Here is a 14514-nt window from a genome sequence, read left to right as displayed (position 1 = left end):
TGAGGAAGATCCATGTCACCCGTACCGAGCAGGTAACGGGACTTGTCTCTGAGAGGACCGTCATGTTCAAGCGCATGATCGGGGTAGCCGCCGCATCGGTCGTGCTCGGCCTTGCCGTCGCCTCGCCCGCAACGGCAAAGCCTGCGGATATCACCAACCCGGTCTGCGACGGCAGTGACTACGTCACTGTGTACGCCGACTCGGGCTCCACCTGTTACGCCAATGCCGGTGTCACCCACCCCAACATCCACGGCGTCTGGCAGGTGTGCAGCGGGAACAATGACATCACCGTGAGCTTCGACTCAGGCGGGCCTGTGGGCCACTTCATCCAACGGCACGACTGCTACTCCCTGAAGGACTGGGCCGGCGACTCCTACCTGACCACTCTGTGGATCCACTGATCGAGCCGGGCTGGAAGTGGCTCGTTATATGCAGCCGCCGGCCCGGATGACCGGTCGACGGAACTGCGGCAGCGAGTCCTCATCTGCCCGAAACGGTAGAAGCGCCCAGCCCCGCCACTAGAGCATCAGAACGAAAGCCCAGCTCAGCTCGCCCTCACCCAGTCACTTCAGGAGAGCCGCACCCCAAGGGAATTGGCGGAGCGGGGTCACTGACTCAGCCGCTGTTCGTCCCGTGCAGACTCTGGCGCACCCCTGGTCAACTGCCGTGTGCCTTTGTTAGGTTGCGCCGGAACCGACCTTCGGCCACTCCCCCTTCGGGCCGTAGCGGTCATCTCTCTGATCCGCTTACACCGTTCGGGAGAGTCATGCGCAAATTCAGAGTGTGCCACGCCGCGATCACGGGCGTCGTCGCCCTCGCCGTCGCCGCCGTGCCCGCTGTCGCGGCCGGCGTTCAGGAGCAGCCCTCGTCGACGACTGCCGGGAGCGACGCGTTCTACACCTACAACGGCAGCAAGCCGCTGTCCTCGTACAGTCCCGGGGACGTGCTCAAGGTCCGGACGCTGCCGTACCACGTCCTGGGTATCGCGACCCCCCTCCAGGCGACGCAACTGCTCTACCGCACCACCGACGCGCAGGGCCGCCCGTCCGCAGGCGTGACCTCCGTGCTGCGCAGCCCTGGTGGCGACGGCCGCAAGGTCGTGTCGTACCAGTCGTTCTACGACTCGCTCGACCCCGAAGACGGTCCATCCCGGGCGGTCGCGGGCAACGTCAAGCTGCCCGGCGGCTTGATCGCGAACGGCGAGTCCACGCTCGTGGCGCCGCTCCTGCTGTCCGGCTACGACGTCGTCCTCCCTGACACCGAGGGGCAGGCCGCCCACCTCACGGCCTCCCGCGAGTACGGGTACAACACGCTGGACTCCCTGCGTGCCGCTTCCAGCGCGGCGTCGAGGACCGGCATCAGCCCCGACGCGCGCGTCGGCCTCATGGGCTACTCCGGCGGCGCCGTCGCGACCAACTGGGCTGCCTCCCTCGCGCCCAAGTACGCCCCTGACGTCAACAAGCGCCTGGTGGGATACGCCGAGGGCGGGGTGCTCGTGAAGCCCTCGCACATCCTCAGGTACATCGAAGGCAGTCAGGTGTGGTCCGGGCTCATCCCGGAGTTGCTCATCGGGCAAGCGCGTTCGTACGACTTCGACCTCAAGAAGTACCTGAACGACTACGGCAAGCAGCTGGTCGACGAGCACCAGCACTCCTCGATCGCCGACGTGCTGGGCCACTACCCCGGTCTGACGTGGAAGAAGATGGCGAAGCCGGAGTACGCGAACCCGAACTCCGTACCCGAGCTCGTCGAGGCGGTCAACAAGACCAACCTCGGCCTGGCACCGACCCCGACCGTCCCCGGCTACATCGGCCAGGGCAACGCCGGCTTCCTCGAGGGAACCACGAGCAACATCGCGGGCATCGGCTCGGGCGACGGCATCACGGTCGCCGGGGACACACGGGCGCTGGCGCGGAAGTACTGCGCCGAGGGCGCCGCGGTCTGGTACCAGCAGTACGACGCCCTCAGCCACTTGACCGCGCCCACGGCCACGGTGCCCACCGCGCTCGCCTGGCTGCGTGCCCGGTTCGCCGGCAAGGAGGCCCCGTCCTCCTGCGGCAGCATCGCCGAAGGCAACTCACTTGCGGCTGACGAGACGGTCCCCGCCGGATGAGGACCTGACGGGGGCCGCAGCGAACTTCGCCAAGACCGCTTAGAGCGCACCGCACCAGCGAAGCAAGAAGCGGGTGCGCACCGGATGCGCAGCGCAGAGCGGGCGGAGTGCGGGCTGCTGTGGCCTGTGCGCAGCCGGGTGCGCAGGGGCTGGGGGCCCTTGCCCCATCTCGGTGCGCAGCGCACCGGCGGGGGTTGCGCAGCGAGTTCGGGGTGCGCACCGCCCGTGCGCACTCTTCGCGTGGGCGGTCCGTTGTGCGCAGTCAGCTCACGGCGGCCAGGTCACGCCGGGTGTATGCCAGGAGCTCGCTCAGTACTGCCTCGTTCGAGGCTGGCCTGCGGGTACGCCAGCCGGTCACGGTTTCCCGGACCGTGTCGCACACGGTGTGGAGTTGCGAAGTCAGCCGGTCGGACAGCTCCTCTACGGCGGGGCCTTCCGTGTCGTAGGGGCCGGTGATCGCAACCGGCCCGTACAGCAGGTAGGGCAGTTCCATCGTCCGCCAGCCGCACGCCAACGCCCATACGGCCAGGTTCGGGCCCAGCCCGTCCGTGCGGCCGGTCGCCGGAACGTGCAGCACCGAGCCGCGGTGGTAGTGGGCGGCCTCGGTGCTCCCGCCCACCGCGCCGCGGATCTGCGCATACTGCGCACCGCATCATCGGCGGGCAGATCCAGCGCCGTCAGCCGTGCCCCCTCATCGACAAGCCAAGCCCTCATCACGTCGGTTCCCTCCCCCCCTGTCCCCCGCTCCGGCCAGTGCTGCGCGCACCGCCTCTGAGGGCCGGTCGGCGAGGACGGGGGGACACCGCCGACCGGCTGCCTTCACCCTAGGGTGCGCACCGGTCCCTGGGTGCGCAGTTCACCGGTCACACAGCGCGCAGCATGCGCAGTAGCACCCGTCGCGGGATGCGCACCGTTGTACGCAGTGGCCCGATCGCCTGGTCAAGGGGTGGAGTTGCTCATGTCGAGTGAGAACACCTGGTAGCGGCGGCGGAAGTTGGCGAGGAACTCCTCCACGGTCGCCGCTTCCAGGGGCCGGTTGTACTGGCCGGTGACTCCGCGCCGGGCGAGTTCCCCCAGCACCGCGGAGACGGCGGGATCGGCTTGGGTCTCGTGCTGTTTGGCCCACACGGTGTAGATACGGAACTCCAGCAGGTAGCGGCGCAGCGTGGCCGGCGCAACGGGTGAGCCGTTCCGGTTCAGGATGCCCCGCGCTGCCAGGTGGTCGGACAACTGCGGCGCGGTGGACTCCTGGCCGTACTCCTCGACGTAGGCCTCACAGGCGAGGAAATACCGGTCGACGACCGTCAACGCCGGAGCCTGCTCACCTAGTGCGTCACTCCCCCCTGGCCCGCCCCCACCTTCTTCTCGGGTGAGGGCTCTTCGGGTCCGGTCGGGAGCGGAGCAGCGTCTGCACTGGTGCTCGCTCCGGCGGTGTTCTGCCCGCCGTCAGCCACGGTGGCGGGATCGGCCGAGGGACGCGGAGCGGGCACCGGTGCAGTCGGCGGGGCCTCACCGTCCGGGACCTGCCCCCCGCCGCAGCCTCGTCGATCGGGACGCCGAGGAGCGGATGCGGTCCGTCTGGGACCGGATCCCGATCTTAGCCGAACGCGAGCGCAACCTCGCCGCCCAGGCGCGGGCCCGTGCCGAGACGGAGCGGAACAACGCGGCAGCCGCGCGGGCGCGTGCGGAGGCCAAGGCCCGCACGGCGTCGGCAGCACGGGCCGAGGCTCAAGCGGCCGGCGCCACCGCGGCCGAAGCACGGGCGCACGCCGCCGAGCAGGAAGGCATCACCTCCAAGGCGGACGAAAACGCCCGCGGCGAGGAGACCAACGCCCGCAACAGCGCGTTCAAGGCCGAGCAGGAACACGACGCGAAGGAGGCCCGGGCCAAGGCCACCGAGGCGATCGCTGCCAAGGTCCGCGGCACCGCGGACGCCGCTGCGGCACAGACCGCGGCGGAGTCGGCGCGGGCGGAGGCCAACACCGCCAAGACGGCGGCCAATCAAGCCCGCGGCGCCGCCAACACGGCAAGCGGTGCGGCAGTACGAGCCCGGTCCGCGGCCACCGAGGCCGCAGGAGCGGCAGCTCAGGCACGGGCAGCAGCAGCGGAGGCCACCGCGCATGCGGCCCGTGCCAACGAAGCGGCGAGCAAGGCCTCGGCCGCCAACGCGGCAGCGAACAAGGCTGAAGCGGAAGCCGCCAAGACCCATGCTGCGGCACAGCGCGCCAACTCGAGCGCAGCTGAAGCCACCTTGCAGGAAGCCCCGCGCGGGCATGGCCGCGCACGAGTCCGCCCGCCTGTCCGGCCTTGCCGCCATTGAGGCCAACAACGCTCTGCATGCGGCCAACCGCACCAAGGCAGAAGCTGAAGGCGCGGTCCGTGAGGCCGCTATGGCCAGGCTCCAGTCCGGTATCGCCGTCCAGGCCGCGAACGCCTCCCGCACCACCGCGGCCGGCATCGCAGACCCCGCCAACACGGCCATCACGCTGATCGCGCCGTTCTCCGGCAAGGACATCGACGCGGACTTCGCCGCTCTGGTGGCCAAGGACGCCTTGGAGATGGGGCAGGAGTAGGTTGCCTCCGCCGCGGCGAAGGCGGCCGAGGCGGTCAAGGCCGCAAAAGCGGCGGACGCTGCTGCCAAGCGGGCCAACGCTGAAGTGGCCCCGGCGTTCAAGGCTGCCGCGGACGCGGCACGATCCTCGGCCGACGCGGCCCGCTCGACCGCGGCGGCCATGAAGTCCGCCGCGCAGGCGGCAGAAGATGGAGCCAAGGCCAGAGCAGCAGCGGCACGGGCCAACGAGGCCGACGCCCAGGCCGACGCCAAACTCGCCCCCAGAGCGCCAACCAGGCCGAGGCCGAAGCGGCCCGCGCCCGTGGCACCGCAGCCGACCAGCACGCCTCCGCCTCCCCCGGCGCCGCCGACCTCGCCGAGAAGGAGGCCGTCGTCGCCCAAGGCACGGCAAACCAGGCGGAGCAGGATGCCACCGACGCCGGCAAGCTCGCCGACTCCGCCGAAAAGTACGCCAGGTCGGCGGAAGAAGCCTCCAAGAACGCCAACACATACGCCCAAGAGGCCGACGGCGCGACGAAAAACGCCGGGGAGCACGACCGGGAGCAGCGCCCGGTCCAGGAGATCCACCCAGTTGGTCGCCGCCAGGAACGCCCTGTCCGCCAAGTACTCGTTCCACTCCAGCAGGCCCGTCCATGACCGGATGCGCTCCACCGCGATGGTGTGGGCGAAGGCCGTTCCCGTGCCTCAGGTGTGGTCGCGGACCGCCCACGGCACCGGCCCTGCTCCGGGCGTCAGACGGAACAGAGCCTGCGGGTCCGTACCGGCCCTCGCCTGCCAGGTGCGCAAACCCGGTCGGCCGCAGCGGTGTCCACCTCGAGCACGCCGCCGCCATCGGCGATCTCGCCCAGACAGACATCACAGACCGCCACCAGATCGACGTCCACGGCCTCCCCGGTGGATCGCATCGGTCTTCGCGACACCTCGATCACGGAGGCCGTGATGTTTTACCGTGGCCGCCATGACAGAACACACGGATCACGGTCTGGCATGGATCGGGCACCACGCCGATGACTCCAGGGGCGGGGTGTCCGGGATGCGCGGCAGCATCTCTCTTACCGCGATTCGCGGCGCAGACCCGATCGAATTCCTTGTACGTATGGGAGCGGACCGGGACGTGCTGGAGCGGGGGGTGCCGTACAAGGACATCGCTGCACAGTGGTCACCGCAGGAGTACAAGGACTGGCAGTGCATGTTCGGCACCAGCGGGGAGTGGACGTTCCTGCTGGAGGACTTCTTGTGCGCCACGTGGTACCTCGACTGGATCGAAGAGGTTGGGGACGCGATGCCACGCCGGGGCGAGGAGCTGGTGTGCGTGACGCTGAACCGCCATCAGGCTCCGGCCAAACTCCTGTATTCGCCGGGCGACGGGGAGGTGTGGAGCATGGGGATCGGCGAGGAGAGCTTGCTGGACTACCCCGGGCGCGACGATCCGACAGGCAAGGTCGCCGCGCTGGATGAGGCGCTGGGCAGGGCCGGTGTGGTGTGGCACGGCGAGGACCTGCTTCCCCGTGTCTTTGGCACGGTTGGAGAGCACCTGGGCCTCCGGCTGCCGCGCCCGGAGATCGAGGCGGGGCTGCTGCCTGCCGCCGGTCTGCCGGACCCGACTCAGTAGAAGAGTGTGGGTGGCACACCGGACGGTGTGCCACCCACACGTATGTCATGTCACGGCTGCAGTTGGCGGTTCACCAACTGGTCCGGCCGGGAGGGTCGCTAGTTGGCGCGCAGGCTGCACTTGAATGACTTGGCGTCCGTCGTGCACTGCCCGGACATGCCGGTCTCCAGCCAGTACGGGTCCTTGTCCATCAGTCGCATGTTCTTGGCGAACCCGGAGAATCCACCCATGGACCCGCTGTTGTGCTTCCCGGAGATCGCGGAGCGGCCGCAGACCTCCCGCCAGGTGGGCGCCTGTCCGTCGATGTTGTACAGGTGCACGGCCCCGTCGCTTGCCTTCTTGGTGAAGGTCTGCACGCACTGGCTGCCGGAGGAGACCTCGTTCAGGCCCCCTTCCGCCTTGGGCATGCCGCCACTGTTGTAGGTGGCGTTGAACGCGAACTCGTCACAGTTGGGCTTGTCCCCGGCTCCATCCATGGCGCTGGCGTCACCGTAGGTGCTGGCCCAGCTCGCCACGTCGCAGATGACGTCGCGGTTGTTCTTGCCGTCGGCGCGCTTTCCGCCGGGCAGGTAGTACAGAGGCGTGTCACGGGTCTTGACGCCCATGGTGTTGGGCAGCTTCTCCTGCAGCAGCCACGCGTGCGCGGCGGCCTGCGGGAACTTGGCGGCGTTGAACGTGTAGCTCGGAGCGACGTTCTTGAACACGCAGCCGCTCACCGTGGCCCCGGTGCCCTTGGTGTCGCAGCGGATCTCTTCCAGGTCCGAGGGGTCGGACATCGCCCAACGGAAGTCGGTCATGAGGGTCGGGCCGGGCGTGTTCCCTGCGATCAGGATGCCCTTGATCATGAAGTCCGTCCGGAGGTCGTACTCCGCGCCGCTGGTCGAGTTGTCCCACGTGTACGTCGTGGTCAGGTTGGCGTCGTGCGTGTCCGTGGGGGACTGCCAGATGGCCTTCCCGTCCCAGTCCGACAGCTCGGCCTTGCCCGGGTCCTTGCACTGGGCTGCGGTGCTTCCCACGCAGGTGCGGTTGGCCATGACCATTTCGATGGCGCGGAAGGTCGGCGCGATCAGGATCGGATGGATGTTCAGGCGATGGATGAAGCTCTTCCCTGAATTGTCCAGGGATATCTCGCGCGTCATCGTGAAGTACGCGGTCGCGATCGGCTCGCCGTCCACGCGGTAGACGACGGGAAGCTGCTTGGTCTCACACTCGACGGTGCGGGTGGCGAACGCGCCGGAGGTGTTCGTCGCGCACCAGTCGGTCATCCCCGGGGAACCCGCAGCCGGAGCCTGGGGCCGCTGCTGCTTCGCCTTGGCCTGCTCTTTCGCCTTGGCCTGGACCTCGGCAGGCAGGTCCTCGAACTTCACGGGCGCGCCGAAGCACGCCTGACCGCCGTCCTTGTCGACCGGTCCACACTGCTCCTTGGCAGCAGGAGCCGCGAACCGCGGGCTGCTGGATGCGGGTGCCCCGAGCGGCCGGGTGATCTTACCCGTGACGACCTGCTTGGTCTGATCCGGGTTTGGCGCGGTGGAGACCGGATCCGGCAGGGTGAGGTCCACTGCGTGGTCCCCGTCGCCGTTGCCGGTTCCATTGCCGGTGAACGCCACGGACACAGCGTCAGAGGCGCCATCGTCGTTGGCGGTACGCACGTTGAGCGTGTGATTGTTCGCGGCGGGTGCGGCCGGCGCGGTAGGCGCGGCTGCCCGGAGTCCAGTGTCGATGGTCACTGATGTCTTGCCGGCGGCGTCGACCCGCTTCCACGCGGCCGCATCGAGCTGCCACTCCACCCACTTCGCCGTGTGCCCGGAGGGCAGAGCGACGGTGAACTCCCCTGGTTTGCCGTTGTTCGCCAAGCTCGTCGGCTTCGCGGGCTTGGCCGGGGCGGGGACGCTGACCTTGAACGTGGTCCACGGCGACCAATCGGTCTCGTACAGCTTGCCGTCATAGGCGGAGGTGTGGAACGCGTACGTCACACCGTTCGTCAACCTTCCTGCGGGGACCGTGACTTGCGCGGCCTTGCCGGAGGCTACGAAATCAGAGACGAGGACGCCGTACTGGTTGTCATCGGTCAGCTTGACTCGGCTCTTCGGTTTTCCGGCGGCATCCGTAGTCCACACCTCGAAGGTGAGGTTGCTCTTGTCGCCGTCCGGGTCGGTGACGGTGTTGCGTAGTGTGGGGCCGGTCGTATTGACCTCCCACACACCGTTCTTCTTGGCGAATGGAGGCCCGGCTTCAGGGTTCGTGCCGGAGTTGGGCCGCTGGTTCGCAGCTGCTTGTGCCGTCAACTCCGCACCTGGGGTGTAGGTGACGGCGGAGGCGACGCCTGATCCGAGGACGACCGCAAGGGTCGTACCTATCGCCAGGCGCAGATTCGTCTTCGTGAGAGGTCTGAATCTCAACCCTGTGCTCTTCCTGTGTGGGGCAATGTCGGTGTCACCCCATCAGGTCCAGACCAATCGACGCCATGGTCAAAATCACGTTCCAGCAGGAGGGCATCTCGCTTCACTGCGGGCTTAGTTGCAATCCGGACTTTTCTTTACCATTACTTACGGTTTGCCAGGAAACAATCTGGCTCATCCGCATTGGGGCACACCGGAGGAGCCCCCCTTCGGCGCGAGCCGCACGTCCTGACAAGCCGTACGCCGCCACCGCGCTTCCCAACCAGAGCCGCATGACTGCCGGTCCTCCAAGTTGATGGGGATCCGCGATTTTGGCTCTTGCCGGAGTTCCGTGAAGTCCGAGGTCAGGAAGTCTGCGGTGTCGGCCATGGTTGGCCGTCAGGAGTGTTGGCTGAGCGGCCGGCAACTACGTAGTCGTGGTACTCGTCGCCTGCCATGGACTGGGTTATCCAGCGGTTGCGAACTGCTCCCGTTTGGCTCTCGGCAGCATCCAGGGCGGCGATGGGATCGTTCGTGGTTGCCAGGAGGCGGCCGAAGTCCTCTTCGTCGCTGTCGAACAGCGGTGGCAGTGAATCCAGGTCGCCGGTCAGGGGTTCGCAGTCGAAAGCGGCGTGCAGATAGACCTTGTAGGCCCCTCGTACTGGATGGAGCTCGACCCAGTGGACTTGCTCACGACATCCATCGCATCCTGGCTGGTCTGGAAGACCGGTTCGAGGTGATCAAGAATCCGCCGCTGCACGAACGATGGGGGCGGCACGTGTGGACCCAAGATGCGGCCAAGCGGAGAGTTGGTTGGCAGGTCAGCCACCCCCGCAGCCCCCAGGAGAAGGTCGAGGCCGTCCATGACCTGGTCGTCGACGATGCGGTGGCCGCACAGGTGGCCACCGATCTGCTGCGCCGTCCGGAGGTCGCTGCGCGGGCCATGGTCGATGGCACCGCTCGGCACCTGGCCAATCAGGCTCAGATGAAGCGGATCGAGGAGGCTGGGGAAGCCTTCCGTGACCAGTCGCCGGCGGCTCCTGCGGTGAGGCGCTTGGAGCGGGCGATCGAGTTCCTCGATCTGGTCGGGGCCTGCCAGGCGTTCGTCGCGGCCTCCGGGCGGATCGTTCCCCGGCTGCGGGATCGCACCTTGTCTTCGGACGAGCAGGCGATCGTTCACAAGAACGTCGACAAGGTGAAGGCCACCTGCGAGTGGATCGAAACGGCGGTCGACACCGGGGAAGTCGACGCGGACGAGGCATTGGTACGGCTGCTGCGAGGGCAGTAGCCGTGCAACGGCGTCGGGCGAAGCGACTGACGCCGGACAAGTCTGCGGACCGGATCGTGCGGGTGCTGTTTGAGGCCCGTCCGGCCGGTCTGTTCCTCCCGCAGTTGCTGCTGGCCACCCAGCTGACCGGCAGCCAGGCCCGCCGGGGCCCGCGGCGGGCCCGCGAGCGGGCCGCAGGCGAGGGCTGGCCCCCGCTGATCTGGACCTGGGCGTACGACTACCACTTCGCCGGCGAGGAGGACGAGCTGGAGCGGTGGGAACGCTCACGTCTGCGGGGAAAAAACTCCATGAGGTCCGCCTTCTGATCACCGGGGTCCTCGCTCCGCACCTGACGATGTTCCCCAAGAGCCGCTGGGCCCAGTACACGCTCACCCAGCTCAACGCGATCGAGTCCAACCTCGACCTGCTCGACCAGTACGAGTAGCCCTGCCCCGAGGCGGCCGCCCTGCTGGAAGGCGACGAAGGAGCCCACCGGGACCGGCGCGGCGGCCGCCCACACTCTGCCCGGCCGGGCCCGGCACCCCTAGCCATGCGCCGACGCCGCTACCCCTCCGGCACCACCGACGCCGAATGGTCCCTCGTGGAACCGCTGCTGCCGCCGGCCGCCCACGACACTGGACGCGGCTCGGCCGGAGAAACACCCGAGGCGGGAGGTCGTCGACGGGATCCGCTATCTGGTTGACAACGGGATCAAGTGGCGGGCGATGCCGACCGACTTCCCGCCCTGGCGCACGATCTACGGCTTCGACCAGCGGTGGGCCGCCTCCGGGGCAGTCGCCCGAATCCGGGACCAGCTCAGGCACCGTGTCCGCGCCCGCGCGGGCCGCAGCCCGCGCGCGGTGACCGCGATCCTCGATTCACGATCGGTCAAGGCCGCCGAGACCGTTGCCAAAGCCAGCCGCGGTTTCGACGGCGGGAAACTGATCAACGGGCGCAAGCGCCACGTCGCGGTCGACAGCCGGGGCTTCTGCTGGCCGTCATGGTCACCCCTGCCAGTCCTCACGACAGCGTTCCGGCCCGCGACTTCCTCTTCCGCCTCCGCCTCATGCACCCCCAACTCACCATGACCTGGGGCGACTCGGCCTACGGAGGCACGCTTATCGACTGGGCGAAGTCCTTCCTGCACCTCACCGTGAAGGTCGTCTCCAAGCTGAAGGGACAGAAGGGGTTCACGGTGCTGTCAAGGAGGTGGCGAGTCGAGCGGACGATCAGCTGGTGGATGCACTCGCGCCGTCTGGTCCGCGATTACGAACGCCTGCCCCAACACAGCGAAGCCCTCATCAACTGGTCCGCAATCACCCTCATGACCCGCCTTCTCACCAGGAAACCCGCCCGTTGCGGTCGTCCCCGCAACCCCGATCGTCGCTCACGGGGACGAAGTCGCCGCCTGAGAGCCTTGGCCCTCGCGCGCAGAGCCAACCGCTGGTCTCACAAGGAGATCGGCCGATACGCCAAGGCCTTGTCGATCACCTCGTCGGCCGAGAGGTCCTGCCCCGGCGGCCAGAAGATCAGGTCACTGACATGTCCGGTTGGGCAGGCGACTCGGTCCAGCGTCTCCAGCCAGCCGTCGACCTCCGCCTCCGAGTCGAAGTCCGCATCCATGATCCGCTGCACGAGAGCAACGGCCTCTGCCCTGCTCAATCCCATCATGCTCATCTCGCTTACAGGGCCCACCAGCAGTACAGGCGTCGACGCCCAGAACTGGCACGGTCTGCCAGCCCGGACAGCAGGACCAACACCTCGCGAGCGGTGTCATCGGTGATCCCGTGCGCCTGAAGCTCAACCGTCTCAGCCCACGCAGCAGCAGCGTCGGCCAAACCGTCGTGCGAGGCGGACACCAGGGCCTCCTGGAGGGTGTCGGACAGGCTGGTGATGAACGCGTTCTCGTGATCGGGAGACGAGAGGAGGTGGCCCGCGCGAGGACGCGCCGATGCCTCGTCATAGGTGCAGCCGGTGAGGATCGCTTCGAGGGAGGCCATCGTCACGCTCGGATCCATCCCCTTGAGGGGAACCACGTCGAACCCTGAAGCGTCGGGTCCACCAGGCTGATCGAGAACGCCGACAGCTGCGTCGTCATGCGGAGCCCAGAAGTAGTCACACATAGGCATGCCACGATCCTTGCACCCGGCACTGACAACCACCGCGCTGCCGATGTCGGCACTCACGCAACGCCAATTTCAGGCACAGGTTCTGAGTCCGGCGGTGACGGCGTCGAGGTCTTGTCGGAGGAAGCCGGCGAAGCCGCTCACCGGCTTCGGGGCACCAGCTCAGCCTGCCGGAGCCACTCGGTCAGTAGGAATCCGCGCCGGTGTCGGAGGAGTTCGGCGAAGGCCCGGCCGCGATCGCAGGCTCGGGCGATGTCCGGGCAGGCGATCCGCACGTCGAGAAGACGGCGTTCCAGTTCGGGTGCAAGGGCGTCTTGCGGTCGCATGATCCAGCTGGTGATCTTGCGGGGGCTGGGTATGTCGGCGCGGATGGGTTCGGCGTGGCCCGCGAGGAGGGCGGCGAGATGTTTGCCCGAGGCTGGCTATGCCTCGAGCCGGTCCTGGCTGCAGACCGTCCCCCCCTCGACAAGCGTGGCCCCCGTGCGACTGGTTCTCTGGATTCCCCCCGCCGTCGACGATCAACAGGGACTACTCGTGACCGCAAGAGGTGACCTCGGGGCGCGCCGCCCGCACACCAGATGCGCGCGCAGGTGAAAGAACTCCGCCACGCCACCGACCGCACCCTGGACCCCGAACTCCGCCAACGCCTCCAGGACAAGGCCCACCGCCTGCAACAGCAATGCGAGCAAGCCCCCGGCATAGACAGCGCCCGCCCCACACCCGCGTAGCCCCAGCCGCCCGGCCGCCCTCCCATCGCGCAGCCGCTTGGGTGAGGGCGATCTCCTGCTGGTGGTGGCGTCACTGCAGAGTGATCTCTTCGCCGATCGATTGGTCGTGGGCGGCCGCGATGACCAGAGCCGTGGCTGCGGCGTCCTGTACGGCCACACCGACCGATTTGTAGAGGGTCATCTGATCGGGCGAGGTGCGTCCCGGCTTGGTGCCTGCGATGAGTTCGCCCAGCTCGGTATGGACGTGATCGGCTGTGATGAGGCCGTCGCGGATCGGCATGAGCAAGTCGTTGCTGCCCACGGGTGGTGGGGCGAGCGCGGCCTGGCGCGACTCGACGCACACCAGCGCCCCGGCGACCGTGGCGTCGTCGATCTCGCGGCCGGCCGGGTTGTAGCCCACCGACGTGATGTGCACCCCGGGTGTCAACCAGGGGCGGCGGATCACGGGCTCGACGGCATGCGTCGTCGCTGCGGCGATGTCCGCGCCGTCCAGCGCCTCGGCGTAGCTTCCGGCGGCCTGCACGTCGGCATCGAGGACGGAGGAGAGTTCCTCGGCCAGGGCAGCGGCTCTCGCCGGGTCCCGGCCGGCCACACGGATCTGCCGGATCGGGCGGACACGGCAGATCGCGCGAGCGTGGGAGCGGGCCTGCACGCCAGTGCCCAGCACGGCCAGTACCGACGCGTCCTCGCGGGCCAGCAGCCGCGCCGACAGCGCGGAGCAGGCGGCGGTCCGCGCTGCGGTGATGGCCGTACCGTCCAGCAGGGCAGCGGGCTCGCCGGTGTCCGGATCGAACGCCACGATGAGCGCCTGATGGGTCGGCAGCTGAGCCCCGTCGTTGTGAGGGAAGAGGGACACCAGCTTGGTCATGAGCATCCCGGCCGATGCCAGGTAGCCCGGCATGGCCGCCAGGAATCCATCGTGTTCGGGCACCAGGGCGGCGACGCGATCGGGCACCGAGGCACGGCCCGCACTGAGGTCTGCCATCGCCGGGGCCAGGGAATCGATCAGCGAGTCCATGTCGAGCAGGTCCTCGACCTGCGAGCGGCTCAGCACCAGCATGCGCCTCAACCTCCTGCTGCCGGTCATTCGGCTGACGACCGCACCACCAAAGCGTCGAGCATCGGCCCCAGCCGCCCCAGCCACGACACGCTCAACTACCTGAGCACGCTTCGGCATGTACGCCGACATCTGCCCGTCGACGGACCGGCCCAGCGGCCCCTGAAAGGCGCATGGGTTGCTCGACCGGTCGCGGAGCGGCATTGAGGCTCGTAGCGTGGTATAGGGGGTACTCCGGCACAGAGGAGTCCGAGATGATCTTCGTTCTTCTGGCCAATCACGCTGCGGACATCTGCCCGCTGGCCAACGCGACGACGCGTGATCTGATACTGAAAACCGCCCCTCAAATCCCGAGTCTGGCCCAGAGCGCGGGTGTCGAGCTTGTGGCGGGCCCCTTCGTCAACCGCGAGCACACAGTGGTCATGGTCGTGCAGTCCGACACGGCTGAGAACGTCGACCGCTTCCTGTCCGACTCCCATCTCGTGCAGTGGAACAGCATCAGTGTGCTGCCGTCGCTGACAATGGAAGAAGGCCTCAGCCAGATCCAGGCGGCGACAACGATCTTCTAAGTCCGGCGCTGATACGGCAGGCGACGGTTCGTCCCGGAGCGGGACAGCCCGAAGCAGCCTGCCCTCACCCATCAGCTCTACGTCACCGGCAC

At 68.1% G+C, this 14514-nt stretch carries 16 protein-coding genes and 1 pseudogene; 10 read left to right on the top strand and 7 right to left on the bottom strand.

Going from position 1 to position 14514, the window contains the following annotated elements; translation table 11 throughout:
- Positions 1-62 precede the first annotated feature (62 nt).
- The gene (locus IE206_RS00270; RefSeq protein ID WP_189959364.1) at positions 63-401 is read left to right on the top strand and encodes a beta/gamma crystallin domain-containing protein; all 339 of its coding nucleotides are present in this window, start codon (positions 63-65) and stop codon (positions 399-401) included.
- Positions 402-766: 365 nt separating this feature from the next.
- Positions 767-2113 (top strand): lipase family protein, encoded by a 1347-nt coding sequence (locus IE206_RS00265; protein ID WP_189959362.1) that lies wholly within the window; start codon positions 767-769, stop codon positions 2111-2113.
- A gap of 262 nt (positions 2114-2375) precedes the next feature.
- Here IE206_RS00265 and IE206_RS00260 read toward each other — a convergent pair whose 3' ends face one another.
- Together IE206_RS00260 and IE206_RS00255 are read right to left on the bottom strand one after the other, a co-directional pair.
- On the bottom strand, positions 2376-2732 hold the full coding sequence (locus IE206_RS00260; protein ID WP_189959360.1) for a hypothetical protein: 357 nt from the start codon (positions 2730-2732) through the stop codon (positions 2376-2378).
- A 320-nt stretch (positions 2733-3052) separates the two neighbouring features.
- Positions 3053-3421 carry a hypothetical protein gene (locus tag IE206_RS00255; protein WP_189959358.1) on the bottom strand — a complete coding sequence of 123 codons (369 nt, stop codon included), beginning with the start codon at positions 3419-3421 and terminating at the stop codon, positions 3053-3055.
- Positions 3422-3680: 259 nt separating this feature from the next.
- Between IE206_RS00255 and IE206_RS00250 the strand changes: the two genes are divergently transcribed.
- Complete coding sequence (locus IE206_RS00250) at positions 3681-4433, top strand: hypothetical protein (RefSeq protein ID WP_189959356.1); 753 nt, start codon at positions 3681-3683, stop codon at positions 4431-4433.
- Positions 4387-4686, top strand: a complete 300-nt coding sequence (locus tag IE206_RS00245) for a hypothetical protein (RefSeq protein ID WP_189959354.1) — start codon at positions 4387-4389, stop codon at positions 4684-4686. Before IE206_RS00250 ends, IE206_RS00245 begins: the two co-directional genes overlap by 47 nt.
- Before the next feature lie 730 nt (positions 4687-5416).
- On the opposite strand, the gene IE206_RS00240 is transcribed toward IE206_RS00245, so the two are convergent.
- Positions 5417-5569 carry a hypothetical protein gene (locus IE206_RS00240; protein ID WP_189959352.1) on the bottom strand — a complete coding sequence of 51 codons (153 nt, stop codon included), beginning with the start codon at positions 5567-5569 and terminating at the stop codon, positions 5417-5419.
- 74 nt (positions 5570-5643) lie between these two features.
- On the opposite strand from IE206_RS00240, the gene IE206_RS00235 reads away from it, so the two are divergent.
- The gene (locus tag IE206_RS00235; RefSeq protein WP_189959349.1) at positions 5644-6297 is read left to right on the top strand and encodes a hypothetical protein; all 654 of its coding nucleotides are present in this window, start codon (positions 5644-5646) and stop codon (positions 6295-6297) included.
- A gap of 98 nt (positions 6298-6395) precedes the next feature.
- On the opposite strand, the gene IE206_RS00230 is transcribed toward IE206_RS00235, so the two are convergent.
- Positions 6396-8696, bottom strand: a complete 2301-nt coding sequence (locus IE206_RS00230) for a hypothetical protein (RefSeq protein ID WP_189959348.1) — start codon at positions 8694-8696, stop codon at positions 6396-6398.
- A gap of 295 nt (positions 8697-8991) precedes the next feature.
- Between IE206_RS00230 and IE206_RS42250 the strand changes: the two genes are divergently transcribed.
- The 3 genes and pseudogenes from IE206_RS42250 to IE206_RS00215 all read left to right on the top strand — a co-directional run.
- Positions 8992-9963 carry a DUF6192 family protein gene (locus IE206_RS42250; RefSeq protein WP_308433900.1) on the top strand — a complete coding sequence of 324 codons (972 nt, stop codon included), beginning with the start codon at positions 8992-8994 and terminating at the stop codon, positions 9961-9963.
- 56 nt (positions 9964-10019) lie between these two features.
- Positions 10020-10268, top strand: coding sequence for a hypothetical protein (locus IE206_RS00220; protein ID WP_189959342.1), 249 nt, complete (start codon positions 10020-10022; stop codon positions 10266-10268).
- A 224-nt stretch (positions 10269-10492) separates the two neighbouring features.
- A pseudogene (locus IE206_RS00215) lies at positions 10493-11415 on the top strand (IS5 family transposase); the annotation flags it as partial.
- Here IE206_RS00215 and IE206_RS00210 read toward each other — a convergent pair.
- Together IE206_RS00210 and IE206_RS00205 are read right to left on the bottom strand one after the other, a co-directional pair.
- Positions 11392-11610, bottom strand: coding sequence for a bacteriocin immunity protein (locus tag IE206_RS00210; RefSeq protein WP_226599915.1), 219 nt, complete (start codon positions 11608-11610; stop codon positions 11392-11394). The pseudogene IE206_RS00215 and the gene IE206_RS00210 sit on opposite strands and share 24 nt — an antisense overlap.
- Positions 11611-11624: 14 nt before the next feature.
- A complete protein-coding gene (locus IE206_RS00205; RefSeq protein WP_226599080.1) occupies positions 11625-12128 on the bottom strand; it encodes a hypothetical protein in 504 nt (167 codons plus the stop codon).
- 518 nt (positions 12129-12646) lie between these two features.
- On the opposite strand from IE206_RS00205, the gene IE206_RS00200 reads away from it, so the two are divergent.
- Positions 12647-12796 (top strand): DUF6381 family protein, encoded by a 150-nt coding sequence (locus tag IE206_RS00200; protein WP_189959338.1) that lies wholly within the window; start codon positions 12647-12649, stop codon positions 12794-12796.
- Positions 12797-12866: 70 nt separating this feature from the next.
- Here the strand turns inward: IE206_RS00200 and IE206_RS00195 are convergent, their stop codons facing one another.
- The gene (locus IE206_RS00195) at positions 12867-13856 is read right to left on the bottom strand and encodes an ornithine cyclodeaminase family protein (protein ID WP_189959336.1); all 990 of its coding nucleotides are present in this window, start codon (positions 13854-13856) and stop codon (positions 12867-12869) included.
- A 251-nt stretch (positions 13857-14107) separates the two neighbouring features.
- Here IE206_RS00195 and IE206_RS00190 point away from each other — a divergent pair, with 251 nt between their 5' ends.
- Positions 14108-14422, top strand: coding sequence for a hypothetical protein (locus IE206_RS00190; RefSeq protein ID WP_189959334.1), 315 nt, complete (start codon positions 14108-14110; stop codon positions 14420-14422).
- Positions 14423-14514 lie beyond the last annotated feature (92 nt).

Source organism: Streptomyces violascens (assembly GCF_014649955.1).
GTDB lineage: Bacteria > Actinomycetota > Actinomycetes > Streptomycetales > Streptomycetaceae > Streptomyces > Streptomyces violascens.
Note: the sequence above shows the minus strand (reverse complement) of the source record. Positions and strands in the feature narration are given on the sequence as shown.